At 41.4% G+C, this 22,110-nt stretch carries 15 protein-coding genes; 12 read left to right on the forward strand and 3 right to left on the reverse strand.

Translation table 11 applies throughout. From position 1 onward, the window contains the following. Nucleotides 1-25: 25 nt before the first annotated feature. The 5 genes from BM386_RS20800 to BM386_RS20825 all read left to right on the forward strand — a co-directional run bounded on the left by BM386_RS20800 (nucleotide 26) and on the right by BM386_RS20825 (nucleotide 7,416). Nucleotides 26-2,443 (forward strand): ABC transporter permease, encoded by a 2,418-nt coding sequence (locus BM386_RS20800; RefSeq protein WP_091697735.1) that lies wholly within the window; start codon nucleotides 26-28, stop codon nucleotides 2,441-2,443. 609 nt (nucleotides 2,444-3,052) lie between these two features. Then, the gene (locus BM386_RS20810; protein ID WP_244545587.1) at nucleotides 3,053-3,718 is read left to right on the forward strand and encodes a 3-keto-disaccharide hydrolase; all 666 of its coding nucleotides are present in this window, start codon (nucleotides 3,053-3,055) and stop codon (nucleotides 3,716-3,718) included. A 28-nt stretch (nucleotides 3,719-3,746) separates the two neighbouring features. Further along, nucleotides 3,747-5,096, forward strand: coding sequence for a Gfo/Idh/MocA family protein (locus BM386_RS20815; RefSeq protein WP_091697739.1), 1,350 nt, complete (start codon nucleotides 3,747-3,749; stop codon nucleotides 5,094-5,096). A 306-nt stretch (nucleotides 5,097-5,402) separates the two neighbouring features. Beyond that, nucleotides 5,403-6,086 carry an ABC transporter ATP-binding protein gene (locus BM386_RS20820; RefSeq protein WP_091697741.1) on the forward strand — a complete coding sequence of 228 codons (684 nt, stop codon included), beginning with the start codon at nucleotides 5,403-5,405 and terminating at the stop codon, nucleotides 6,084-6,086. Beyond that, on the forward strand, nucleotides 6,064-7,416 hold the full coding sequence (locus BM386_RS20825) for a TolC family protein (RefSeq protein ID WP_244545588.1): 1,353 nt from the start codon (nucleotides 6,064-6,066) through the stop codon (nucleotides 7,414-7,416). The genes BM386_RS20820 and BM386_RS20825 overlap by 23 nt, the downstream gene beginning before the upstream one ends. Nucleotides 7,417-7,561: 145 nt before the next feature. Here the strand turns inward: BM386_RS20825 and BM386_RS20830 are convergent, their stop codons facing one another. From BM386_RS20830 to BM386_RS20840, 3 genes are all read right to left on the reverse strand, one after another. Further along, a complete protein-coding gene (locus tag BM386_RS20830; RefSeq protein WP_091697744.1) occupies nucleotides 7,562-7,978 on the reverse strand; it encodes a GxxExxY protein in 417 nt (138 codons plus the stop codon). Nucleotides 7,979-8,179: 201 nt separating this feature from the next. Then, nucleotides 8,180-9,028 (reverse strand): OmpA/MotB family protein, encoded by an 849-nt coding sequence (locus BM386_RS20835; protein WP_091697746.1) that lies wholly within the window; start codon nucleotides 9,026-9,028, stop codon nucleotides 8,180-8,182. Nucleotides 9,029-9,339: 311 nt separating this feature from the next. Continuing rightward, on the reverse strand, nucleotides 9,340-9,924 hold the full coding sequence (locus BM386_RS20840) for a DUF4136 domain-containing protein (protein WP_091697747.1): 585 nt from the start codon (nucleotides 9,922-9,924) through the stop codon (nucleotides 9,340-9,342). Nucleotides 9,925-10,145: 221 nt separating this feature from the next. Between BM386_RS20840 and BM386_RS20845 the strand changes: the two genes are divergently transcribed. The 7 genes from BM386_RS20845 to BM386_RS20875 all read left to right on the forward strand — a co-directional run bounded on the left by BM386_RS20845 (nucleotide 10,146) and on the right by BM386_RS20875 (nucleotide 22,065). Beyond that, complete coding sequence (locus BM386_RS20845; protein WP_091697749.1) at nucleotides 10,146-10,724, forward strand: uracil-DNA glycosylase family protein; 579 nt, start codon at nucleotides 10,146-10,148, stop codon at nucleotides 10,722-10,724. 104 nt (nucleotides 10,725-10,828) lie between these two features. Further along, complete coding sequence (locus BM386_RS20850; protein WP_091697750.1) at nucleotides 10,829-11,983, forward strand: hypothetical protein; 1,155 nt, start codon at nucleotides 10,829-10,831, stop codon at nucleotides 11,981-11,983. A gap of 77 nt (nucleotides 11,984-12,060) precedes the next feature. Next, nucleotides 12,061-13,218 carry a hypothetical protein gene (locus BM386_RS20855; protein WP_091697752.1) on the forward strand — a complete coding sequence of 386 codons (1,158 nt, stop codon included), beginning with the start codon at nucleotides 12,061-12,063 and terminating at the stop codon, nucleotides 13,216-13,218. A 157-nt stretch (nucleotides 13,219-13,375) separates the two neighbouring features. Next, nucleotides 13,376-15,013 carry an FAD-dependent oxidoreductase gene (locus BM386_RS20860; protein ID WP_091697753.1) on the forward strand — a complete coding sequence of 546 codons (1,638 nt, stop codon included), beginning with the start codon at nucleotides 13,376-13,378 and terminating at the stop codon, nucleotides 15,011-15,013. A 379-nt stretch (nucleotides 15,014-15,392) separates the two neighbouring features. Further along, nucleotides 15,393-18,659, forward strand: a complete 3,267-nt coding sequence (locus BM386_RS20865) for a SusC/RagA family TonB-linked outer membrane protein (protein ID WP_091697755.1) — start codon at nucleotides 15,393-15,395, stop codon at nucleotides 18,657-18,659. A 27-nt stretch (nucleotides 18,660-18,686) separates the two neighbouring features. After that, the gene (locus tag BM386_RS20870) at nucleotides 18,687-20,444 is read left to right on the forward strand and encodes a RagB/SusD family nutrient uptake outer membrane protein (protein WP_170857144.1); all 1,758 of its coding nucleotides are present in this window, start codon (nucleotides 18,687-18,689) and stop codon (nucleotides 20,442-20,444) included. 85 nt (nucleotides 20,445-20,529) lie between these two features. Beyond that, nucleotides 20,530-22,065: a sulfatase-like hydrolase/transferase gene (locus tag BM386_RS20875; protein ID WP_091697759.1), complete on the forward strand. Its 1,536-nt coding sequence runs from the start codon at nucleotides 20,530-20,532 to the stop codon at nucleotides 22,063-22,065. Nucleotides 22,066-22,110: the final 45 nt, after the last annotated feature.

Genomic DNA, 22,110 nt, shown 5'->3' on the forward strand with positions numbered 1-22,110 from the left:
TCCAATTTTTCAATCCATATAAAACATGCTAAAAAACTACTTTAAAATCGCCTGGAGAAATCTTCTTAGAAACAAGCTAAGGACAGGGATTCATATCCTTGGTTTGTCCATTGGAATTGCCATCTGTTTTTTGATTTTCAATGTGGTGACGCATTCCTATAGCTTTGACCAGTTTCATCCAGACGGAGATAGAATTTACCGTGTGAATACCCTTTCAGATTGGGGCGACGGTGGGAGTTTTCCTAATAGTGGAACACCAGGTCCTCTGAATGAGGTAATCAAGGAAGAAATTTCTGGTATCGAAGAGAAAGGCAAGCTTTACACCATGTATAATACATTGGTAACTTTACCCAATACAGACAAAGTGTTTGGTAGATCCAATGAGGTGACTTTTGCAGATCCGGGATTCTTTAAAATATTTCCAAGAAAATGGCTTGCCGGAAACCCTGAAACAGCCTTGATCCAGCCGGAATCTGTGGTGATCTCAGAAGCAAGTTTACATAAGTATTTCCCGGGGTCAGAAGCCTCAGACGTTTTGGGGCAGGAACTGATGTATGTAGATTCGGATTCTATCTATGCCTCAGTGACAGGTGTGATAGCTGATTACAATGAGAATACGGACTTTATATTTCGTGACTTTATCTCCTTGAGCACCATCAGTACCCCTGAACAAATAGAATGGTATGGGCTTCATGATTGGACCTCGGTGAATTCCAGTAGTCAGCTTTTTGTCAAACTGGCACAGGGTGTGTCAGCCAATTCTGTAGATGAAGCTTTCAAGCCTTTGATTTCCAAAAATATGGAAGCTGATGATGATGGGAAGTACAGTACCAGCTTTTTCACAGAGCCTCTTTCAGAAATGCATTTTGGACAAACCTATGAAGGCAGCGGTGTCTCCAAAACATTTTTAAAGGGACTGATTTTTATAGGCTTGATCATTTTGGTTCTGGCAACGTTGAATTTTGTGAATCTGGAAACTGCCCAAGCCATTGGCCGATCCAAGGAAGTAGGCATCAGAAAAACGATTGGAGGTACCCGGTTTCAATTGATTTCTCAATTTCTGGCTGAGACATTTCTGATTATTTTGGTCAGCTCGATATTGGCTTTATGCTTGGTGGAAGGCTTGAAAGTATTGTTTAAAACTTACTTGCCACAGGGTTTTACACTTGAATACTTCTCACTTTTCAACCTACTATTTTATGCCGCTTTCCCAGTTCTTTTGACATTGATTACGGGCATTTACCCAGCGCTGATTCTATCCAATTACGATCCTCAGCGCGCTTTGAAGGGTGAAATGTTCAGAACTGGTAAGTACTCTCTAGGCGTTTTTCTCAGAAAGAATCTTACTGTTATACAGTTATCCTCTTCCATCGCTTTTATCATTCTGGTTTTGGTATTGAATTATCAGCTCAAATTTGTGACGAGCCAGCCCTTGGGATTTGAAAAGGAAGCTGTGATGTACGCTAGTTTACCTTTTATGTCTGATCCGGATAAAATGCTGCAGCTTCAGGATCGCTATAATCAGGAGGCCATAGTGCAAAGCGCCAGTTTGAGTGGTAGTCTGGTGTCATCTACAAGTCTTTGGACTTCTGATGTAAAGATACCCGTGGACACCACCGAAAAGGATATGTACATCCAAGTGATGAATGTGGATTCTGCTTTTGTGAAGGTAAATGGCATTCCACTTTTGGCAGGTACTGACGCAATCGACCGAGCCGACGAGATTCTCGTGAATGAGCAATTTGTGAAGGAAGCTGGGTTTGCATCTGCAGAAGAAGCGGTCGGGTTAGTGGTTGGGTACAGTCAGGAGCAGGTGAAAATAATAGGAGTGGTTGCTGATTTTCATTCCAGGTCACTTAGGGAAGGAATTCGTCCATTGCTATTCACCTATAATCCTGAATATTTTCAGTCGGTGAATGTGAAACTCAATTCTGATCAAAATTTAGCTGCAGCTAAAGAGCGTTTGGAGCAAATCTATTTGACGGTTTATCCCTATGAAGAAGCGTCCTTCAACTTTCTGGATGCTCAAATTGACCGATTCTATCAGGAAGATGTGAAGATTAAAAACGTACTCAGTTTTGCCTGTGGCTTAGCAATTTTGATTTCCTGTTTGGGATTATTTGGTCTTTCCAGTTTCACGATAGCGCAGCGTACCAAAGAAATCAGCATCCGAAAAGTCTTGGGAGCGACTTTGCAACAGATCCTATTTCTGATTTCCAAAGAGTACATGATTTTGGTGGGCGTTTCATTTCTTATTGCTGTTTTCCCTGCTTATTACTTCTTGAATGACTGGCTGAATGGCTTCAACACACGGGTAGATATGCCTTATTTGATCTTTGCAGCAGCAGGTTTGGGAGTGATGGCGATTTGCTTGCTGATTGTGGGAGTCCATTCTTATGTGGCTTCGCAAACTAATCCGGGGAAGGTGCTGAAGAGTGAATAAAAATCCCCCTAGTCCTCCGCCGCGGCGGAGGGAATGGCCTCAATGGCACTTCGATCTTTCTTGTAAAAATTTTTCACTTTTGAAATTTAGCTATGAGGTTCAGTTGATGCAACTCCCCCTTTTAAAAGGGGGCAGGGGGGATTTAGGTTGCCTGTCCACAAATAGCAGATGAGTTCGACCCATTCTGCGTCTTGGGAATAATCTGGACATGATAAGACCATGGGTCCCGATAGCTTTCGCGGACACCCATGGCTATTGATAAGTTAGATCCTTTCAGGATCATGGTTTTTGCCCTCATTATAGGTGGATGACCACGAAGTGGTCCAACCTCTCAGTAACCGCGGGTGCAACCCGTGGAAAAGAAATCAATTATTTGAGGTGGAGCGACCAAGAAAGGGTTGAAACTTACCAGTTACCCTCTCAAGGCTCGGACTTTGTACCAGATACTTTGTACTCCCCTCCATTCTATCTTTTTCAAAAAAATCAATAAATAACCGTAGAAGTAAATAAAATTTTTAATTAAGTTTTTTACCCCAAAATTGGCATGAAACCTTAAATTGCAGCCTAGTTCAGCCGAATAGTTACAGTTTACGCTTCCAATCCATGCAAATGTCCAAATCAAATTCTGTTTTCTTTCTCACACTTTTTGCTGTTGCAATAGGCTTAACCTCATGTGGTTCGCAAAAAAGCAATGCCGGAAAAGGCTTCGTTTCCCTTTTCAACGGTGAAAATCTGGATGGCTGGGTTGGTAATAAGACTTCCTATCGTGCAGAGGATGGTATGATTGTCATCGATCCCAAAGGAACTGGTGGCGGTAATCTATTTACCGAAAAGGAGTATGGAGACTTTGCGCTTCGTTTTGAATTCCAGCTTACGCCTGGTGCAAATAATGGCTTGGGGATTCATGCGCCTTTGGAAGGAGATGCGGCCTATGTAGGCAAGGAACTTCAGATTTTGGATAACACCGCAGAGAAGTTTGCCGAATTGCAGGAGTATCAATACCACGGATCTGTATATGGAGTGATTCCTGCCAAGCGAGGATTTTTGAAGCCAGTGGGAGAGTGGAATTCTCAGGAAGTGATCGTTAATCATCCGCATATCAAAATCATTTTGAACGGAGAGACCATCTTGGACGGGGACTATTTGGAAGCAAGTAAAAACGGTACCTTGGACCATAAGGATCATCCGGGATTGCGGCGCAGTTCGGGGCATATCGGCTTTTTAGGCCATGGAGATGTAGTCCGTTTTAAAAATATCAGTATCAAAGAATTATAAAATAACCCAGTAATAAATTCACTGAAACATGAGTAAAAACATAGAAAGTATTGACCGTCGGGAGTTTGTCAAGAAGAGTGGTTTAGGCTTATTGACTGCAGCTCTGGCACCGTCATTTTTGGCTAATTTGAAAGCAGGTGAGCGACTGAAAACCGCGCACATCGGTCTTGGTGCCATGGGAATGGCCGATTTGAGTGCTATTTCCTCGCATGAATTGGTAGATGTAGCTTTCCTCTGCGACGTGGATAGCGAAAATCTGGCAAAAGCTCATGCGCTTCACCCCAATGCAAAGATCTATACAGACTATAGAATCATGCTGAAGGAGATGAAAAATGAGATCGATGCGGTGGTAGTTTCTACTCCTGATCACACGCATGCACCGGCTTCGCTGATGGCGATGAAAATGAACAAGCCGGTTTATTGTCAGAAGCCATTGACTCACCACGTGTCAGAGGCACGTGAAATGAAAAAAATCGCCGAGAAGAAAAACTTGGTGACCCAAATGGGGATCCAGGTTCATTCGTTCTATGATTATAAACTTGCGACGCTATTGATCCAGTCTGGTATCATTGGCAAAGTACATACCGTAAGAGCTTGGTCTCCAAAAAACTGGGGCTATGATGGTCCTGAACCAACCGGTTCTGATCCAGTACCGGCTACATTGGACTGGAACCTTTGGCAGGGAACAGCACCTGAAAGGCCATTCAAAGAAGGATATTATCACCCAGGAAACTGGAGAAAAATAATGGATTACGGCTGTGGTACATTGGGCGATATGGGTGTACATATTTTTGATACGCCATACAATGCACTGAAACTTGATGTGCCAGAAACTATTCTTAACGAGTGCCGTCTGCCGACCGATTTTGGTTTTCCTGAGCACAATATGGTGACTTACCAATTTCCAGGTACTGAATATACTGCTGAGAAACTTACCTGGATATGGTACGATGGACCAGGAGCACCTTCGGAGCATCCGGATTTGATTTTGCCAAATGGAGATGAGCTTCCTGATCAGGGAGCGATGTTTATGGGAGACAAGGGAAGATTACTTTTGCCACATTTCCAGCAGCTTCCTCGTAAAATCGTGGACGGCCAGTATGTAGAAATGGATATTGAATCATTCAATTTGGGCAAACCAGTGAAGGATTACGAGGGTGAAAGCAAAAAGCATTACCACCAGTTTGTGGATGCCTGCATGGGCAAAGATGAGTGTTCAGCGCCATTCTCCTATGCAGCGAGATTGACTGAGACGATTTTGCTAGGGGTGATCGCAGGTAGGTTCCCTAATCAAACACTACACTGGAACAGCAAAAAAGCTAAGTTCGATGAGAAGGAAGCTAATGAGTTCTTAGATGGGAAGTATCGGAAGTTCTAATTTGGGTACTAAGTACCATGTACAAAGTCCAAAGTCTTGAGAATTGATCATTGAATTTGAAAATTGATCCTTGATAAGTTGTCTTTGTTCGCTGGCGAACAAAAATGTTCGAGAAAGCAAAGCGTATTTAAGTATAAAAATGCCTCTGGAGTTTATTCAGAGGCATTTTTTTATGGCATAAAAGTGGAAAAGAGGAGAGGGGTTTCGGATTGGAGATTTCGGATTTGAAATGTATTTAGTTCTTCTAATCTTCCAATCCGCCACGGCGGACAAGTATTTTCAATTTTAAAATCTTCCCATACATTAATGATACAACTTAAGAATTTAGACAAGTATATAGAATCACGTTTTCAGCGGATTTTTTTGCTCAAAGGAATAAACCTCACCATTAATGAGGGAGAGTTTGTTACCATCATGGGGCCAAGTGGAGCGGGGAAATCTACGCTGCTAAATATCCTCGGATTACTTGATGAAGACTATGAAGGAGAGTATTGGTTTGGCGATAGGAATTTGGCTAAAATGAAAGAACGTGAGCGCTCAGCACTACATAAAAGTGAGTTCGGATACATCTTTCAAGCCTATCACCTGATTGATGAACTGACAGTATATGAAAATATCGAAACTCCACTTTTGTATAGAGGCGTATCTTCCAATGAGCGAAAAAGCATCATAGCTAATCTCCTTGACCGATTTAATATGGTGGCAAAAAAGGATCTTTTTCCTGCTCAGCTTTCCGGTGGTCAGCAGCAGTTGGTAGGTATCGCACGAGCGGTGGCAGGAAAGCCGCGCGTGCTTCTTGCAGATGAGCCTACCGGGAATCTGCACTCTGGACAGGCAAAGGAAATTATGGAAGTATTTCAGGAATTGCACAGGGAAGGAACTACAATAATTCAGGCTACTCACGCCAGAGAAAATGCAGATTACGGCACTCGATTGATCGATATGCTGGATGGTAAAATAGAAAAAGATGAAGCGATTGTTCATGTATAAAAAGTACATCATGCTACTAGTAGTAGCACTTACAGTAGGAAAAATTCAAGCTCAAGACACCCTTAGACTTAATTTTCGTGAGGCTGTAGATTTGGCTTTGGCGGCAAATGTGGATTACCAAGTTCTTTCCAACAATATGGAAGTGTTAAAGCTTCAAAAGCAGTCCGCATTGCTCTCACATCTTCCAAATGCGAATATAAATACATCCTTTGCGCAACTTTCAGGTCAGCAGCAACAGCAAATAAATGAAGAGATTGTCGTAGCGAATTTTAAAAACGAGGTCATAAATGCAGGCTTAAGTTTAAATGTTCCAATTTTCAATGCCGGCAGAAGGATTTTGGATACTCAGTCTGCCAAACTTGCTTATGAAGCTGGGGAAAAGGGGCTTGATAGAGCTTCTCAGCAAGTAATGTTTGATGTAGCTAGAAGATATTTGCAAGTGCTATTGGATGAGGAGCTGTTGAGGATTTCTATTGAAAATCTAGAGAATCAAAAGGAGACGTTGCGGCAGATAGATGGTTTTGTAGAAGCTGGCCTTCGAACGCTATCGGATAAGTACAATCAGCAATCAGAAGTCGCCAGACTGGAATCTGTAATGGTTGATGCTGAGTTGCAATACCAAAGTGACGTATGGGACTTATCAGAGTATTTGCAGCTAAAGCCAGGAGTGGTTCCTGTTTTGGATTCTGTAGATCCTAGAACAGAAGAATTGGGGTACGATGGAATGAGTATGCCCGAATTGTATGAGATTGCTCAGCTAAACCGTGCCGACGGCGTCCAGCAGGACCTTTTGGTACATTCTTATAAAAAAGATATGAAGGCAATCAAGGCTATGTACTATCCCAGAATCAGTGCATATTATAATTTTTCCACCTTTTCTACGTCATTGAATGAAGATTTCAATACTCAAACCCAGCTTTTTGATAACAACCCACTAAATACAATAGGATTAAATCTGAGCATTCCAATCTTCAACAATTTCCAAAATAGACTGGAAGTAAGTAGGAGCCGGGTGGCTTACAAAAACCAGATTCTACAAAAGGAATCCATGGATAGGAAAATATATCAGGATGTCAAGCTGGCTTATTTGAATTACTTGGCTGCTGTGAAAAAAGAAAGTAATACAGGCGTGCAGGTTTTGGCAGCTGAGGAAGCAAAAAATGCAATTTCGGAGCGTTTTCGATTGGGTATTTCCAACTTCGTAGATTTAGCCACTGCCAATCAGCAACTGGTGAGTGCCCAGGCTGATCAAGCTCAGGCAGTTTATACTTTGTTCTTCCAGGAAGTCTTGATGCAGCATGCGTTGGGTACCTTGGAGGTGTTGGAGTAGATCTACGTTTTACATTACCACATAGTCACATAGATTTTCATAGCTTTTTGATACTGATAATTATAGCTATGTATTCCTATGTGACTATGTGGTTTAACTTTATTAACCATAGAAATTGGGTTTCATATTTATACTTTTTTCAAGTTTATTCACTATCCAGTAATTCGTAATATTTATTGATGAAAGTTTTTTGGCCATGGTGAAAAATGTTTACAACATTAAAATTTATAAGAATGCCTTTCGGTGCTTTCAAGAGATTTAGATAATTGATTATTTGGGCTTGATGGATAGGGGGAATTTCTGACACAGATTTTATTTCAACTACAATTAGATTTTCGACCAAAAAATCGCATCTAAGTTGAGTATCTACTATATGCCCTTTATACTCTATTGGAATTATTAGTTCACTGTTGAATTTTATTTCTCTGCTTTCTAATTCTATTGCCAAACATTTGTGATACACACTTTCAAGTAATCCAGGCCCTAAGTGTTTATGAACCTCTATTGCTGCTCCAATTATTTGATAAGAAAGCTTGTCTATTGATTTTTGAGTTGGCACCATTCTTTTTGAGAGAATATACCAACTTTAAATGATGTATGTGTATTGAGGTCAGTACTTTATTTAGGTGTATCTAGAAGATAAGCTCTAAAAAGTGGGGTCACAAATAGCTATGAACACTGTGAGGTGAAAACACAAAAAAAGCGGGCTCTAAGGCCCGCTTTCCGGTTGTGGTGGTTAAAGTGTGTTGGTGGTTTTTGATGTTTAAAGCATCGCAAAGAACATGTCTAGATCCGGGATCAACACAATTCTTGTTCTTCTATTGATCGCCATGTTTTCAGGAGAATCATTTTCTACGATAGGCATGTAGCTAGCTCTTCCCGCAGCAATCATTTTCTCTGGAGCTACATTGTAGCTTTCCTGAAGTTTTCTTACAATACTGGTAGCTCTCTTCACAGAAAGATCCCAGTTGTCCTGAACTACTCCGGTTGAAATTGTTCTTGGGTCGGTATGACCTTCGATCATCACTTGTAGGCTTGGCTCAGCATTGATCACTTCAGCCAATTTCTGCAATAATGGATCTGCTTTTGAGTTGATTCTATAGCTGCCGGTGTTGAATAGCAACTTGTCAGAAACAGAGATCATCACCACTGTCTGATCGATGCTAATATTTACATCATCCTCTTCGCTATCAACTGTGGTTTCAGTGATGTTTTTCTTCAAGTTATATTCCACTGCGAGATTCACTGAATCTTCCAGAGTTTTTGCTTCCGCAAGTTTAGCTTGATCCACATTCGCCAGGGTTTGTTTCATTTTCTCCTTCGAGTTTTTGGACATCATGGTAGCACCCTCCAAACTATACATTCCATCATTCTGCATGGTCAGTGCATCATTAGTATCACGAAGGGAGTTTATTCTGGCATTGTATTCAGCAACTCTGTTTTCTATGATTTGCATCTTTTCTTCTAGCTCAGCCTTTTCTTGTTCGGTAGTAGCTAGTTCAGTTTGGGTTCTGAAAAGATTGCCTTCCAGTTCGGTGTATTTTTTCTTAGATACACATGACACCATCACAGTGGCGCTCAAAAGTCCTGTAACAATTAGTGATTTTTTCATCTGTTTATAATTTGATTTTTAAAGGTCATATGGAATCTCGCAACGATTATAATCATGCCAATGTGTGACTTTTTAGTCATGCTCGATTTCATAAGTTGATTTCTTTGTATTTGTATCAACTATTTCAAAGCAATTGCCACAACAAGAAAAATGAGGTGATCTTGCTTAATTCTAAGGAAAAAGGGGTGACAGAGCTAACTAGCGCTGTTTTTAAAAATAGAAGAGGTTCCAATGTTAAGTTGGAACCTCTTCAAAAATGTGTGGAATCTCTACACAGGTTGACTAATTGGTTACTCAGAAATACTGATTTATCACTCCATCAAACGATTTATGACTTTGAATTCGTTCATCACTCGATATGCTGCACGAGTCACATCTGATTGGAAGTTTGGTGAGTCGTAATCAAAATTGGCGGCTGTATATCCCTGCCAAATGGTATTTCCTCTTTTGCTATCAATGACATAAACGACTAGCATGCCCTGATTTTCGCTGTATCTCACCTGATTGTAGGTTTCATCTTTTTCCTGCTCCTTGTCCAATTCCCCATCTTCAGTTTCCGGTACATTGCTTACCCGCTGCAAGTAGTAGTCAAATTCCGGCTGGACATACCCTCTGTAGCGAATAGAGTCCATGAAGATTTTGTAGCTGACCAATAAATCCGGTTTGGATTCTTGTTCACGAAAACCCTGAGAACCTAACCTCGCCCCAATCGTGGCTGTCAGCATAGGTGAGATCATACTCGTATCTTTTTCTGTGGGTACCACGAAGGCAAAGGTTTTGTACCGCTTAAATGAAGCTTGGTAATTGTAGTCGTAGTCGGTTACATAATCTTTGGAGGAAAAGCATCCTGCACAAATAAAAATGATTAGGGCAAAAAGGGAGTAAGTACTTTTCATGGCATTTTCAGAAGATTGGTTGAAAGATATTTTACTAAATACGCATTAAAGCGGCGTGATGGATTTAACTATTATTAACAATGGTTTGTTTATAATTAATCGTTTGTTGTCCAGGTGAATAGCCTTTAATTTAGCACAAAATCATGACTAAATTGATTATGAGGATTTTTTCCTTCTTTTTTTGTTCAAAATGTGTAGTATAAAGACAGAAATGTCGGTCAATGGATAGTTTTAGTTCTTTAGTAGTTGAGGCTCAGTCGTGTACGCTTTGTGAAAAATTCTTGCCGCTCGGACCTCGTCCTGTTTTCTCCATTCATCCAAAAAGTAAGATTTTGGTCATCGGCCAAGCGCCAGGTACCAAGGTGCATGCTACAGGAATTCCCTGGAATGATCCAAGTGGAGAGGAGTTGAGAAGATGGATGGGGGTGAAACCTGAGCTTTTTTATAATCCTGAAATTTTCGGAATTATGCCGATGGGCTTTTGCTATCCTGGCAGAGGTAGTGGTGGAGATATGCCACCGAGACCAGAGTGTGCCCTTACTTGGCATGAGCGGATGAGGGCAGAGATGCCTGATGTTCAACTGACTTTATTAATCGGGCAATATGCACAGAAGTATTATTTGGGAGCGAGAAAAAAAGCGACACTTACGGAAACTGTGAGTGCTTTTGAAGAATATCTACCAGAATATCTACCGCTGGTGCATCCGTCTCCGAGAAACCGTATGTGGCAGCGTCGAAATCCTTGGTTTGAAGCGTGTGTGGTTCCTGGGCTTAGGGAGTGGGTTCATAAATTACTGTGAAATTGAGATTTGGTTAAAAAAGCTTAAGGGTTTGTATCTTTATCAAAGAATTAGTTTTTTAGATATGGTTCTAATAGTCATATCTTAAATCTTAAATTTTTCACATGAAATTCATTACACCCCAATTAGCAATAGGTACTGTAGCAATTAGTTTTTTTGCTTGTAGTCAGAATTCAGAAAGTAATCAAAAACAGAAAAGCTTTTCTCTGGAAATCACCGACTCGGTTCAGGTAGATTACCTAGGCGAAATGATGTTGCTGGATTACGATCCTAAAAAAGACAAATACCTATTAGCTAATGATGCATACTATGAATATCTGGAAGTGGACAGTGAGGGTGAAATCCTAATCCATAATAAGTTCAATGAAGATGGTGTTGATGCGGTAGGGCAAGCATTAGGTCTTGGGTATTTTAATGGAGATGTGACGGTTTTTAATCCCCCTAAAGGCTACTTCAGGTTTCAGGATTCTTCCAAAGTAGGTGAAATCAGTATTCCTTATCCCTTTCAGGTCTTTATGATGTATCCAAAATTGGGGGTATTTGAATCTGGAGATAAAATCTACTATCCAAAGCCTTGGCCAGAGACCCTAGCTGTAAATATGGACGAAGGGGAGTTCTATCAGGAATTGTATAGACTGCCTATCATAGAATCTCAAGATAAAACCACTGGAGACACCTTAGGAGCACTTAGCTTACCTGAGTCTTCGGATTTACTTGGTGATCAGGTTCATGGATTTCCGATTCCGGTATATACCAAGGATCAAGACAAATTACTGCTAAGCATGTGGTTTGAGCCCAGATTCTATGTCTATAAAAAAGTAGGAGATCAATTTGAGTTTGAAAAAACCGTTGAAGTAGATGTTCCGGATTGGGTGCCTTACACTCCAGTTTCTTTGGATAAAGCCGAGCAGTTTTTTGAAATAAACGGGAAAAAACGTACGGGAATTCTGACCAATATTTTGGTGGCTGGGGACTATTATATTGCTGTATATAATAGGGGACTTTCCGAGGAAGAAATGAATGAACTCGGCCCGCCAACAAGAGACGGATTGGCGATACGGAAAAAGAACCCAAACTATGCAGCGATTTTCGATAAAAACTTCAATCAATTGGCTACGAATGTTCCTTTTCCAACAGCTAGCAATTACCCCAATGTGGTAAATAGAGATGGGGAATTGGTGGTATCCAAAGTAGCGGGTATGTCCGAAACGGAGGACGATGGGATTATACTTTATAAATTAAATCTGAAAGTTGAATAGTCAACTTTTGTAGTGATCTCAAAATGATTACATTGATTTTTAGTTTATACATATTACCAGCATTTCTTTATTTACAAATGAAGTTTTTTAAAAATCCAATGCCAGTTGGCGTTTTAGCTTTCGCCTTATTTTCCTGTGGCGGGAATTCCGAAAAAGTAAATGAACCCTTCAATTTCGCATTTGAAATCACCGATTCGGTTCAGGTGGATTTTCTTGGCGAAATGATGCTAATGGGATATGATGGCAAGGAGAATAACTATCTGCTCGCTACCGATGAGTTTGATGAATACTTGGAAGTGAATGAGTCAGGAGAAATTGTTACTCATAAGAAATTGACTCCAGATGGCATAGATGCGGTAGCTTCTGTTCTTGGATTTGGGTATTTGGAAGGAGACGTGACTGTGCTGTCCGAAACAGGCAAGTACATGCAGTTTCGTGATGCTGAGAAAGTGGGGGAGATAACTGTTCCATACGATTTTCAGCCGTACACTTTTTATCCTAAGTTGGGAGTTTTCAATTATGATGGTAAAACCTACTATCCCAAGCCGTTGCCAAGCTCATCAAATTTATCACCAGGTGGAGGTGAGTTTTATCAGGCACTTTATAGATCGCCGATCATAGAGGGACAAAATCTTGCTACAGAAGACACCATTAATACCGTGAAGCTGCCGGAGACTTCTGCCTTACTCGATGGTCAGATGCACGGAATGTTATTTCCTATCTATACCCAAACAGGAGATTTGCTGCTGTTGAGTGATTGGATAGAGCCGAAAATCTATGTCTATAAAAATGGGGGAAATGGATTCGATTACGAGAAAACCGTGGAAATAGCTATTCCCGACTGGGTATCATACTTGCCAAGTTCATCGGAAGATCCGGGTCAGTTTTACCAGCAGAACAGCAATCAAAAGAGCGGGAATTTGGTGGAAATCCTAGTTTCAGATGATTACTACATCGCTGTTTATACCAAGGGAATACCTGAAGGGAAAGCCCCAGAGCAAACATCCGATGGAAATGCATTTAGGTTGGCCGTTCAAAAGATAAATCCCTATTTCGCAGCGATTTTCGATAAGGAGTTTAATCAGTTAGCTTCCAATATTCCATTTCCTGCTTCAAGCAATCGCCCCATGGTGGTGAATAAGGATGGGGAATTTGTGGTTTCTAAAATTGCTGGATTGTCTGAGACGGAGGATGATGGTTTGGTTATGTATAAGTTGCGGTTGAACGACAACTAACTTTCACAGAGGGATTTTTTTTGGATCTATTGATAGTCAATCGAAAGTTGATGAGCCAGAAAGACGAGAAGTTAGCATGGATGGAGAAAATAGATTATTTTGAAAGCTGAACTGCCTTTTGGTCAGATTTAATTTTCCCAAAGATAATTTATTCACTATGAAATTGTTATCCAGCCTATTTATCCTCTTTTTAATCTTCGGCTGTAAGCCGGAGAATACTTCTGATTACCAAGCTGATCTCATTATTTATGGAGGCACTTCTGCTGCTATTACAGCTGCTGTTCAGGCCAAGAAGATGGGTAAGTCAGTGATTGTAGTTTCACCTGATACTCATTTAGGAGGGCTTTCATCAGGAGGATTGGGTTTTACAGATACAGGGAATAAATCCGTGATTGGGGGCTTAGCTCGTGAATTTTACCATCGGGTGTATTTGCATTATCAGACCGATTCTGCGTGGAAGTGGCAGAAAAAAGAAGAATATGGCAACAAAGGACAAGGTACTCCGGCCATGGACGGGGAGAATCGTACAATGTGGATTTTTGAACCACATGTAGCGGAGCAGGTTTTTGAGGATTTTGTTTCTGAAAATGACTTGGAAATCCACAGGGATGAATGGCTCGACAGGGAGTCTGGAGTCACAAAGGAGAATGGTCAAATCACCCAAATCAAGACGCTTTCAGGGAAAACCTACAGAGGTAAAATTTTTATAGACGCTACTTATGAAGGAGACTTGATGGCAGCAGCGGGTGTGAGTTACCATGTAGGAAGAGAGTCAAACAAAACTTATGGAGAAACCTGGAATGGCGTGCAAGTAGGTGTGTATCAGCACGGTCATTACTTCAAAAAAGATATCAGCGCATACCTTATTCCGGGGGATTCTACCAGTGGTTTGTTGCCTGAGATCTCTGCTGATCCTCCTGGTGAAAATGGTGAAGGTGATAAGAAACTGCAAGCTTATACCTACCGACTGGCTATGAGTCGCCATTCTGAGAATCGGGTTCCCTTTCCTAAACCCGCCGGCTATGACCCTGCTCGCTATGAATTGTTAGCCAGAGTTTATGCATCCGGTTGGGATGAGACCTTCGATAAGTATGACCCGATTCCGAATCTTAAAACAGACACCAATAATCACGGGCCATTTTCTACAGACTATATAGGCGCAAATTATGCCTATCCCGAGGCCAGCTATGAAGAGCGAAAAGACATCCTGAAAGAGCATACAGCCTATCAACAGGGCTTATTATACTATTTGTCCCATGACGAAAAAGTACCCGATTCGGTTAGAGCAAAGATGGCTCAATGGGGCTTGGCAAAGGATGAGTTTACCGATAATAACAATTGGCCCCATCAGATTTACGTACGGGAAGCGCGAAGAATGATAGGTGCTTATGTGATGACCGAGCACGATGTGCTTGGAGCCAAACCAGTTCCGAATCCAGTGGGTATGGGATCCTATTCGCTAGATTCTCATAATGTGCAGCGATTTGTGACCGAGGATGGCTATGTGCAAAACGAAGGTGATATAGGTGTTCATCCAAAGAACCCCTATTCAATATCATTAGGAACACTTTTGCCAAAAAAGGAAGAATGCACCAATCTCCTTGTGCCCGTTTGTGTGTCGAGTTCCCATACGGCTTTTGGTTCTATTCGTATGGAACCTGTATTTATGATTCTAGGTCAATCTGCTGCGGCTGCTGCTTCCTTGGCGATAGATCAAGGAATTGCCGTTCAGGAAGTGAAGTATGAAGAACTGAGAAAGATATTGCTGGAGGAGGGTCAAGTACTGGAGCAGTAGCGATTCGAGTAATCAAAAGATATTCTTTCCTGAAGTCGTAAATCTTCCTTTTTTAGGCTCCTTTTACATTTTTAGTAGCGATAACTCCAATTGGTGCTGAAAGTTTATAATAAGCAATTATGCTAAATTTTTTGACTTTCCTATAATTAGGTTATAATCGATCAGGACAGCCTTTTGTACTTACAAATTGACAAAAATCAAAATTAGATATGCATGTTCTGATAGAGCTTAGTTAAAAATTTTTTTGAAGTACGTGGGAGTTTTAAATAAATTTTATTTTACATTAGGGCTCAAGTACTAAATAGGTCAGCTGTACTAAATTAAGAGTTGGTATCGCTAACACCTACCTAGCTTATTCTAAACCTTTAATTATATTATTATGAGAAAAAAACTACTTTGTATTCAAAGGGTTTTGTTGACGGGTCTGCTCTATTGCCTGCTTTTCCCATGCATAGCGCAAGGGCTGATTGCAGCAGAGACTAGCCAAAATACTACCCATTCATCAAGCAAGGACTTTAAGGAGAGTCTGGAAAGAAACTTCTTATCAGATCATGAGAAGGAAATCGAAGTCACTGGTGTAGTAAAGGATGAAACTGAGTTTCCTCTTCCAGGCGTGACGGTGATTGAGAAAGGAACTACGAATGGTACCGTGACGGATCTAGACGGTAAGTATTCTCTTACTGTTCAGGAAGGTGCTTCCTTAGTTTACTCATTTGTAGGCTACCAGACTCAAACAATTGAAGTTGGAGGCAGAAACTACATTGATATTTTTTTACAGGACGATATTGGAGATCTAGATGAGGTGGTAGTTGTGGCTTATGGTACCCAAAAGAAAAGTAATCTGACGGGTTCCGTAACTGACTTAAAAGCTGATCGATTAGTTCAAACTCCTGTGACCAATGTGAAAGGTCTTTTGATCGGACAGGTTCCTGGTTTGATTTCCAACCAAAATCCAGGTTTGCCTGGAGAGGATAATGCAAATCTAAGCATCCGAGGTTTTGGAAATCCTCTGGTAATCGTGGATGGAATCGAATCTTACCTGGATAGGATAGATCCAAATGATATTGAAACTATTACGGTATTGAAAGACGCATCTGCAGCTATCTATGGTGCTCGTGCAGGTAATGGCGTTATCTTGGTGACTACCAAAAGAGGTAAAGCTGGATCAATGTCTGTGAACTATCATGGCTATGTGGCAACTCAGAAAAGACTCACCTTTGCAAATCAGGTAGATGCTGCCGGTTTTATGCGATTGGGTAGAGATGCCGTATTCAATGCGCAGTACGATCCTCTAAATCCAGATGCACCGATCAGCTACGGTACATTGTTTACAGAAGAAAACCTGAACCTGTACGAATCAGGTGAGCTTCCAAGCTACAATTGGGTAGATGCTGTGTTGAAAGATACAGGATCTCCGATGATGAATCACAACCTGAGCTTCAGAGGCGGAAGCGAGAAGATAAGGTATTATTCATCTATAGGCTATACCGGCCAAAGCGGAATTTTCAAAGGAGACTACGAGTATAAAAAGCTCACTTTGACTAACAACATGGATATTGACCTGTCCAAAAATCTGGTATTGACTATCAACGGACAATACATCAAAGAAGAAAAGGATTACTCTATCGTTGAGCCTTCGCAGATTTGGAATGACCTTCAAACGTCACAGCCAATTTTCAACCCAAATCTTCCTGATCCTGATAAAGCGCCATATTCTGGTTTTAATGAAAGATCACCTGTTGCCAGAATCCAACAGAAATTTGCTGGATACAGTAAGACAGATATGCATACGCTGACAGGTGCGGCGGAACTTAAATACACCGTTCCTTTTGTAGAAGGACTAAGCGTAGGTGGTAAGGTAAACGTAAGAGCAAGGAATTTGCAAAATGCATCTTTGTCCACGCCTTACGATGTGTGGACTTATGATCCTAACGCTGTTACAGAGGATTTTGACGGATATACACTTGAAGGATCGATTTTGGGAAATAGTTTCTCAAGATCCTACTATTATGGTGGAGCAAATGACCCGAATAGCAGACTGCTTTCCAGAGCGTATGCTATGTATGAGAAGGCATTTGACAAGCACGAAATAGGATTTTTGGTATTTGGAGAGAAAGAAAACAATATTTTCAGAGATCTTACGGTGACCAGAACGGATCTTTTATCAACAGAAGTGCCTCAGATAGGAGGAACAAATGAACTGACCAGAAGTGTAGGGACAGGTAGAGACATAGAATATACTAGAATAAGTTTTGCGGGTAGATTTAACTACGCGTATGATGAAAAGTATTTGTTGGAAGCGACACTACGTGCGGATGCCAGTTCAAAATTTGGGTCAAATGCCTGGGGATATTTTCCTTCTGTGTCAGTAGGTTGGAATATTGCCAGAGAGGACTTCTTGGCTAACTCAGCAGTGTTAGATCAGTTAAAGCTTCGTTTGTCATACAGTCAGACAGGTGTGGATAGCAATGTAGGGAATACTTCGTTTAACTTCCTTTCTGGATTTGAAGAAGCTTCCGGGGCTGTTTATTACCTTGATGGAGTGCCTACGGCTATGATTAGCAATACAGGTCTGGTGAATCCTGATATTACTTGGGAAGAAACGACGCTTTATAATGCCGGGGTGGATTTGACCATGTTGAATGGTAAATTATATTCCAACTTCGACATTTTCTATAGATATAGAGATGGATTGCTGAGAACTCCTCTGGAATCTCTTCCTTCTACTTTTGGAGCAGCTTTGCCTCAAGTGAATTTGGATTCCAGAAGTAACAGAGGTTTTGAACTTTTAATTGGAAACCAGGGTGCTTTTGGTGAATTCAAATACGATATCAGTGCAGGTGTAGCTTATGCCAGGGAGCGTTATGAAAACTACCAGGAAGATATCAACATGGATGACCCTATTCAGGTACAATTTGACCAGCTAAGTGGCAGATGGGTGAATGTAGCCTTTGGTTACAAGGCAGACGGACTCTTCAATACCCAAGCGGAAGTGGATCAGTACTTGGAGCAATACACTATAGAAGATATTAATGGCAGTCCAAAGCCGGGAGATATTCGCTATGTGGATATCACAGGAGATGGAGTTATCAATAGAGCAGATAGACATCAGATTGGTTTCGGTGCGGATCCGGATATTACCTATTCCCTTTCCCCACGACTTTCTTACAGAGGTTTCAGTCTGGCGATGCTATGGCAAGGTGGCACTAGATTCAATGTGAACATTTCCGGGTTGTATCGAGCAGCATTTGGTAATGAGCAGATTCCATTGGAGCTACATGAGCAATACACTTGGAAGCAAGACCCTAGCAACCCAGGAGTAGGAGCTAATCCTAATGCCCAATTGCCTGCATTTGAGCGAAATGGAGTTAGACCTTGGAACAATGTTAATTCAGATTTCTGGATGTACAATGGGACGTACATCCGTCTGAAAACGGCCACTTTATCCTATTCCTTGCCTAGCGTATTTTTGGATAAAATCGGCTTGAGCAATGCCAATGTTTACATGTCTGGTGATAATATTTTGTCATTTAACAACATGGGAATATTCAAGGATGCGGTAGATCCTGAGGAAGCTACCAGTGCTAATGCCTTCAAATTGCCTCTATTGAGAACAATGTCATTTGGTGTTCAACTCGGATTTTAAATGTCAAAACGAAAAAACATGAATATCATGAATTCAAGAATAATATTACTGATGCTACTGCTTACAGTATTTGCATCATGCGAAAGCGAATTGACCAAAACACCCGACTTTATTTCAGAAGAGGTTGTTTTCGAAGATAGGAGTCTAACTGAGGCATACCTTGCAAATGTATATCAAGATATGCTGTTCATTGATCTAGGTGGGCAGGCTCAGAATGACATGGGGATGATCCCAGCCGCTGGTGCGGAGCATATTAATTTTGCTAACTGGCAAACGCCAAACACTACCTATACAAGATCCTACACTGCTGCTTCAGGCGCAGGTCCTTTGGATTACTGGGGATACAATGCTATCAGAGACATTAATTACCTTCTCGAAAACATTGTATTGAGCGAGTCTTTGGATGAGGAGTATATTTTGCAAAAAATGACTGAGGCAAGATTCCTCAGAGCTTACACCTACTTCCAAATGGTGATTAGATTCGGTGGAGTGCCATTGATCACGAAAGTTCAAAATGTGGATGATCCCGAGGAGGAGCTATATCCAGCCCGAGCCACAGAACAAGAGATTTATGAGTTTATCATTTCTGAGCTAGACGACATCATTCTCACCATGCCTGATCAGAAGTCAGGAGCTGCAGGTAGGGCTGATAAGTATGCTGCTTTATCCCTTCTTTCCAGAGCATCCTTGTATGCAGCAAGTATTGGAAATTTTAGTACAGTTCAGGCGGATGGCTTGGTAGGTATTGCTCCAGGTTCTACCCAAGGATACTACGAAAAGGCTTATGCTTCCTCCAAGGAAATCATGGACTCAGGTATGTTTTCTCTTTATAATAAGCATGATGACAAAACAGTCAACTTCAGCCAGCTTTTCTTGGATGAGGGAAATGATGAGGTGATTTTCGCAGAAGTTTTTGAACCGATTATCAAAGGTCATTCGCTGGATAATCTTGCCACTCCTGCTGGATTTTTATCCACCTGGAATTCAAATTTCCCTGTGCTTTATGACATTGTGGAGATTTTTGATTTTGTAGATGGAAGAAAGGGGACAGAAATTTCCAGAGATGAGTTGATTGAATCTAATTCCTGGGATATCGATGATTTCTTTGGTAATAGGGACCCGAGATTCAAGGCTTCTGTATTCTATCCAGAGTCAGTTTGGCAAGGCGGCTTAGTGTATTTTCACTCCAGCACTACTTATACCAATGATGCCGGAGAGCGAGTAAAGGTGACGAGCGGAACATTGGACAGAAACGGGGAGGCATGGCCTGCCGCTGCTAATGCAAGAAATGTAAGAAACACGGCGTTGCTACTTCGCAAAAAGCTAGATGAAACCAACTTGGAGCCGATTTCAGGGAGGTCAGGTCAGGATTTCTACGTATTCAGATATGCAGAAACTTTGTTGAACTTTGCTGAAGCTGCGTTTTATCTTGGTAAAACCGGAGAAGCATTGGATGCTTTAAACCAACTTAGAGATAGAGCTGGGATGCCGGCTTTAACTGAAGCTACAGAAGATAATATCAGACAGGAAAGGCAAGTGGAATTAGCCTTCGAAAGTCATAGATTCTGGGATTTGATCAGATGGAGAATTGCTCCGCAGTACCTAGATAAGGTAAGGACGAAAGGGTTGGTGTTTGACTACGATCTGGATGCAGATAAGTATGTGATTACGTTGAAAAATGCAGAAGGAACTGAGAGAGCTTTCGGGCCTGAACGATTCTATCTGCCAATCTCATTGGATAGAATAGCTGATAATCCTAACCTAGCCCAAAATCCAGGTTATTAATTAGATTTCTTATAAAACGTAAGGCCAGACTCGTTCTGGCCTTATCCGTTTATATTCAACACAATTAGATTTTACAGTTTTTAAAATGAAAATAAGACAATCCTTTCTTTCAGCTTTAGCTGTTTGTCTCCTGTTTTCCTGTTCGGAAAAGCCACGCACTGAAGCACCAGAAGAAAAACCTAATGTCCTAATCATCTATACCGATGATGTTGGGTATGGGGATCTTTCCATTTACGGAGGAAAAATCCTTACTCCAAATATTGATAAACTGGCAACGGACGGTTTGTTGTTCACCAATGCCTATGCGACAGCTGCTACCTGTACTCCATCGCGCTATTCCTTGTTAACTGGTGAATATGCTTGGAGAGCAAAAGGTCGAGGAGTTGCAGCTGGTGATGCTTCAGCTCTGATTCGTCCTGGCGTAGAGACACTTCCTTCCGTCATGCAGCGCGCTGGATATAGAACAGCCGTTATCGGTAAATGGCACTTGGGGCTAGGTGGTGATGAGGGGCCAGATTGGAACGGAGAGTTGAATCCGGGGCCTTTGGAAATAGGGTTTGATTATTCCTTTATCATCCCAGCTACCGGAGACCGTGTGCCAACGGTTTTTGTAGAGGATCATCATATTGTTGGACTTGATCTGGCTGATCCTATTGAAGTGAATTATCGTGAAAAAATACGTGATGGTCCTACGGGAAAGGATAATCCTGAGCTTTTGAAAATGATGTGGTCGCACGGTCACAATCACAGTATTGTCAATGGAGTGAGTAGAATTGGTTATCAGAGGGGCGGAGAAGCGGCCATGTGGAGAGATGAAGACTTTGCACAGACTTTCGTGGATAAAGCTTCTGCTTTCATCGATGAAGAATCCGACAAACCGTTCTTCATGTATTTCTCTACGCATGATATACACGTGCCAAGAATTGCCCATGAGCGTTTCCAAGGAGCAACTGATTTTGGTCCTCGTGGTGATGTGATTGTACAGTTGGATTGGCAAGTAGGGGAGCTGATGAAGTTGCTCAAAGAAAAGGGTTTTGAGGAAAATACGATTGTGATTTTCTCCAGTGATAATGGACCTGTTTTGGACGATGGGTATGTAGATCAAGCTAGAGAGTTGATAGCTGACCATAAGCAAACTGGTGAATTGAGTGGAGGGAAATATAGTGCGTTAGAAGCGGGTACGCGTGTTCCTTTTATCGTCAAGTGGCCTGCAAGTGTAAAGGCTGGCTCAACTTCTGAAGTGATGTTTAGCCAAGTAGATTTACTTGGATCTTTTGCTGGAAAAATGGGAGTTGAGTTCAACGCGAAGCAGGCAATTGACACGGAAAATCATTGGGGTGTTTTGATAGGCGAATCGAGTGAGGGCAGATATAGCTTGGTTCAAGAGGCATTGTTCAGTAATCTTGCCTACTTAAGAAGCGATGGGATGAAACTGATTCCAGCTAACGAAGGTCCTGAAATGGTGCCTTGGGGACCTATCATCTCGACTGGCTTCGCAAAGGAAGATCAACTTTTCGATATCAAATCTGATCCAAAAGAAACCCAAGATTTATCAGGAGACAAACCAGATGTTTTGTCTGAGATGAAAAAGGAGCTGGAAGCTATCGTGAAAAAGAACTGATTTTAAGCTCAGAATGAGCATTGGAAACAGAAGACTGTCTCAGCG

Origin of the sequence: Algoriphagus locisalis (assembly GCF_900116615.1) — a bacterium.
Lineage (GTDB): Bacteria > Bacteroidota > Bacteroidia > Cytophagales > Cyclobacteriaceae > Algoriphagus > Algoriphagus locisalis.

Coding starts and splice junctions, on each gene's coding strand:
- BM386_RS20835 (WP_091697746.1), bottom strand. CDS start 9,028: ATGAAAAAATCACTAATTGTTACAGGACTTTTGAGCGCCACTGTGATG.
- BM386_RS20860 (WP_091697753.1), top strand. CDS start 13,376: ATGAAATTGTTATCCAGCCTATTTATCCTCTTTTTAATCTTCGGCTGT.
- BM386_RS20820 (WP_091697741.1), top strand. CDS start 5,403: ATGATACAACTTAAGAATTTAGACAAGTATATAGAATCACGTTTTCAG.
- BM386_RS20815 (WP_091697739.1), top strand. CDS start 3,747: ATGAGTAAAAACATAGAAAGTATTGACCGTCGGGAGTTTGTCAAGAAG.
- BM386_RS20800 (WP_091697735.1), top strand. CDS start 26: ATGCTAAAAAACTACTTTAAAATCGCCTGGAGAAATCTTCTTAGAAAC.
- BM386_RS20830 (WP_091697744.1), bottom strand. CDS start 7,978: ATGGTGCCAACTCAAAAATCAATAGACAAGCTTTCTTATCAAATAATT.
- BM386_RS20855 (WP_091697752.1), top strand. CDS start 12,061: ATGAAGTTTTTTAAAAATCCAATGCCAGTTGGCGTTTTAGCTTTCGCC.
- BM386_RS20840 (WP_091697747.1), bottom strand. CDS start 9,924: ATGAAAAGTACTTACTCCCTTTTTGCCCTAATCATTTTTATTTGTGCA.
- BM386_RS20810 (WP_244545587.1), top strand. CDS start 3,053: ATGTCCAAATCAAATTCTGTTTTCTTTCTCACACTTTTTGCTGTTGCA.
- BM386_RS20845 (WP_091697749.1), top strand. CDS start 10,146: ATGGATAGTTTTAGTTCTTTAGTAGTTGAGGCTCAGTCGTGTACGCTT.
- BM386_RS20875 (WP_091697759.1), top strand. CDS start 20,530: ATGAAAATAAGACAATCCTTTCTTTCAGCTTTAGCTGTTTGTCTCCTG.
- BM386_RS20870 (WP_170857144.1), top strand. CDS start 18,687: ATGAATTCAAGAATAATATTACTGATGCTACTGCTTACAGTATTTGCA.
- BM386_RS20865 (WP_091697755.1), top strand. CDS start 15,393: ATGAGAAAAAAACTACTTTGTATTCAAAGGGTTTTGTTGACGGGTCTG.
- BM386_RS20825 (WP_244545588.1), top strand. CDS start 6,064: ATGAAGCGATTGTTCATGTATAAAAAGTACATCATGCTACTAGTAGTA.
- BM386_RS20850 (WP_091697750.1), top strand. CDS start 10,829: ATGAAATTCATTACACCCCAATTAGCAATAGGTACTGTAGCAATTAGT.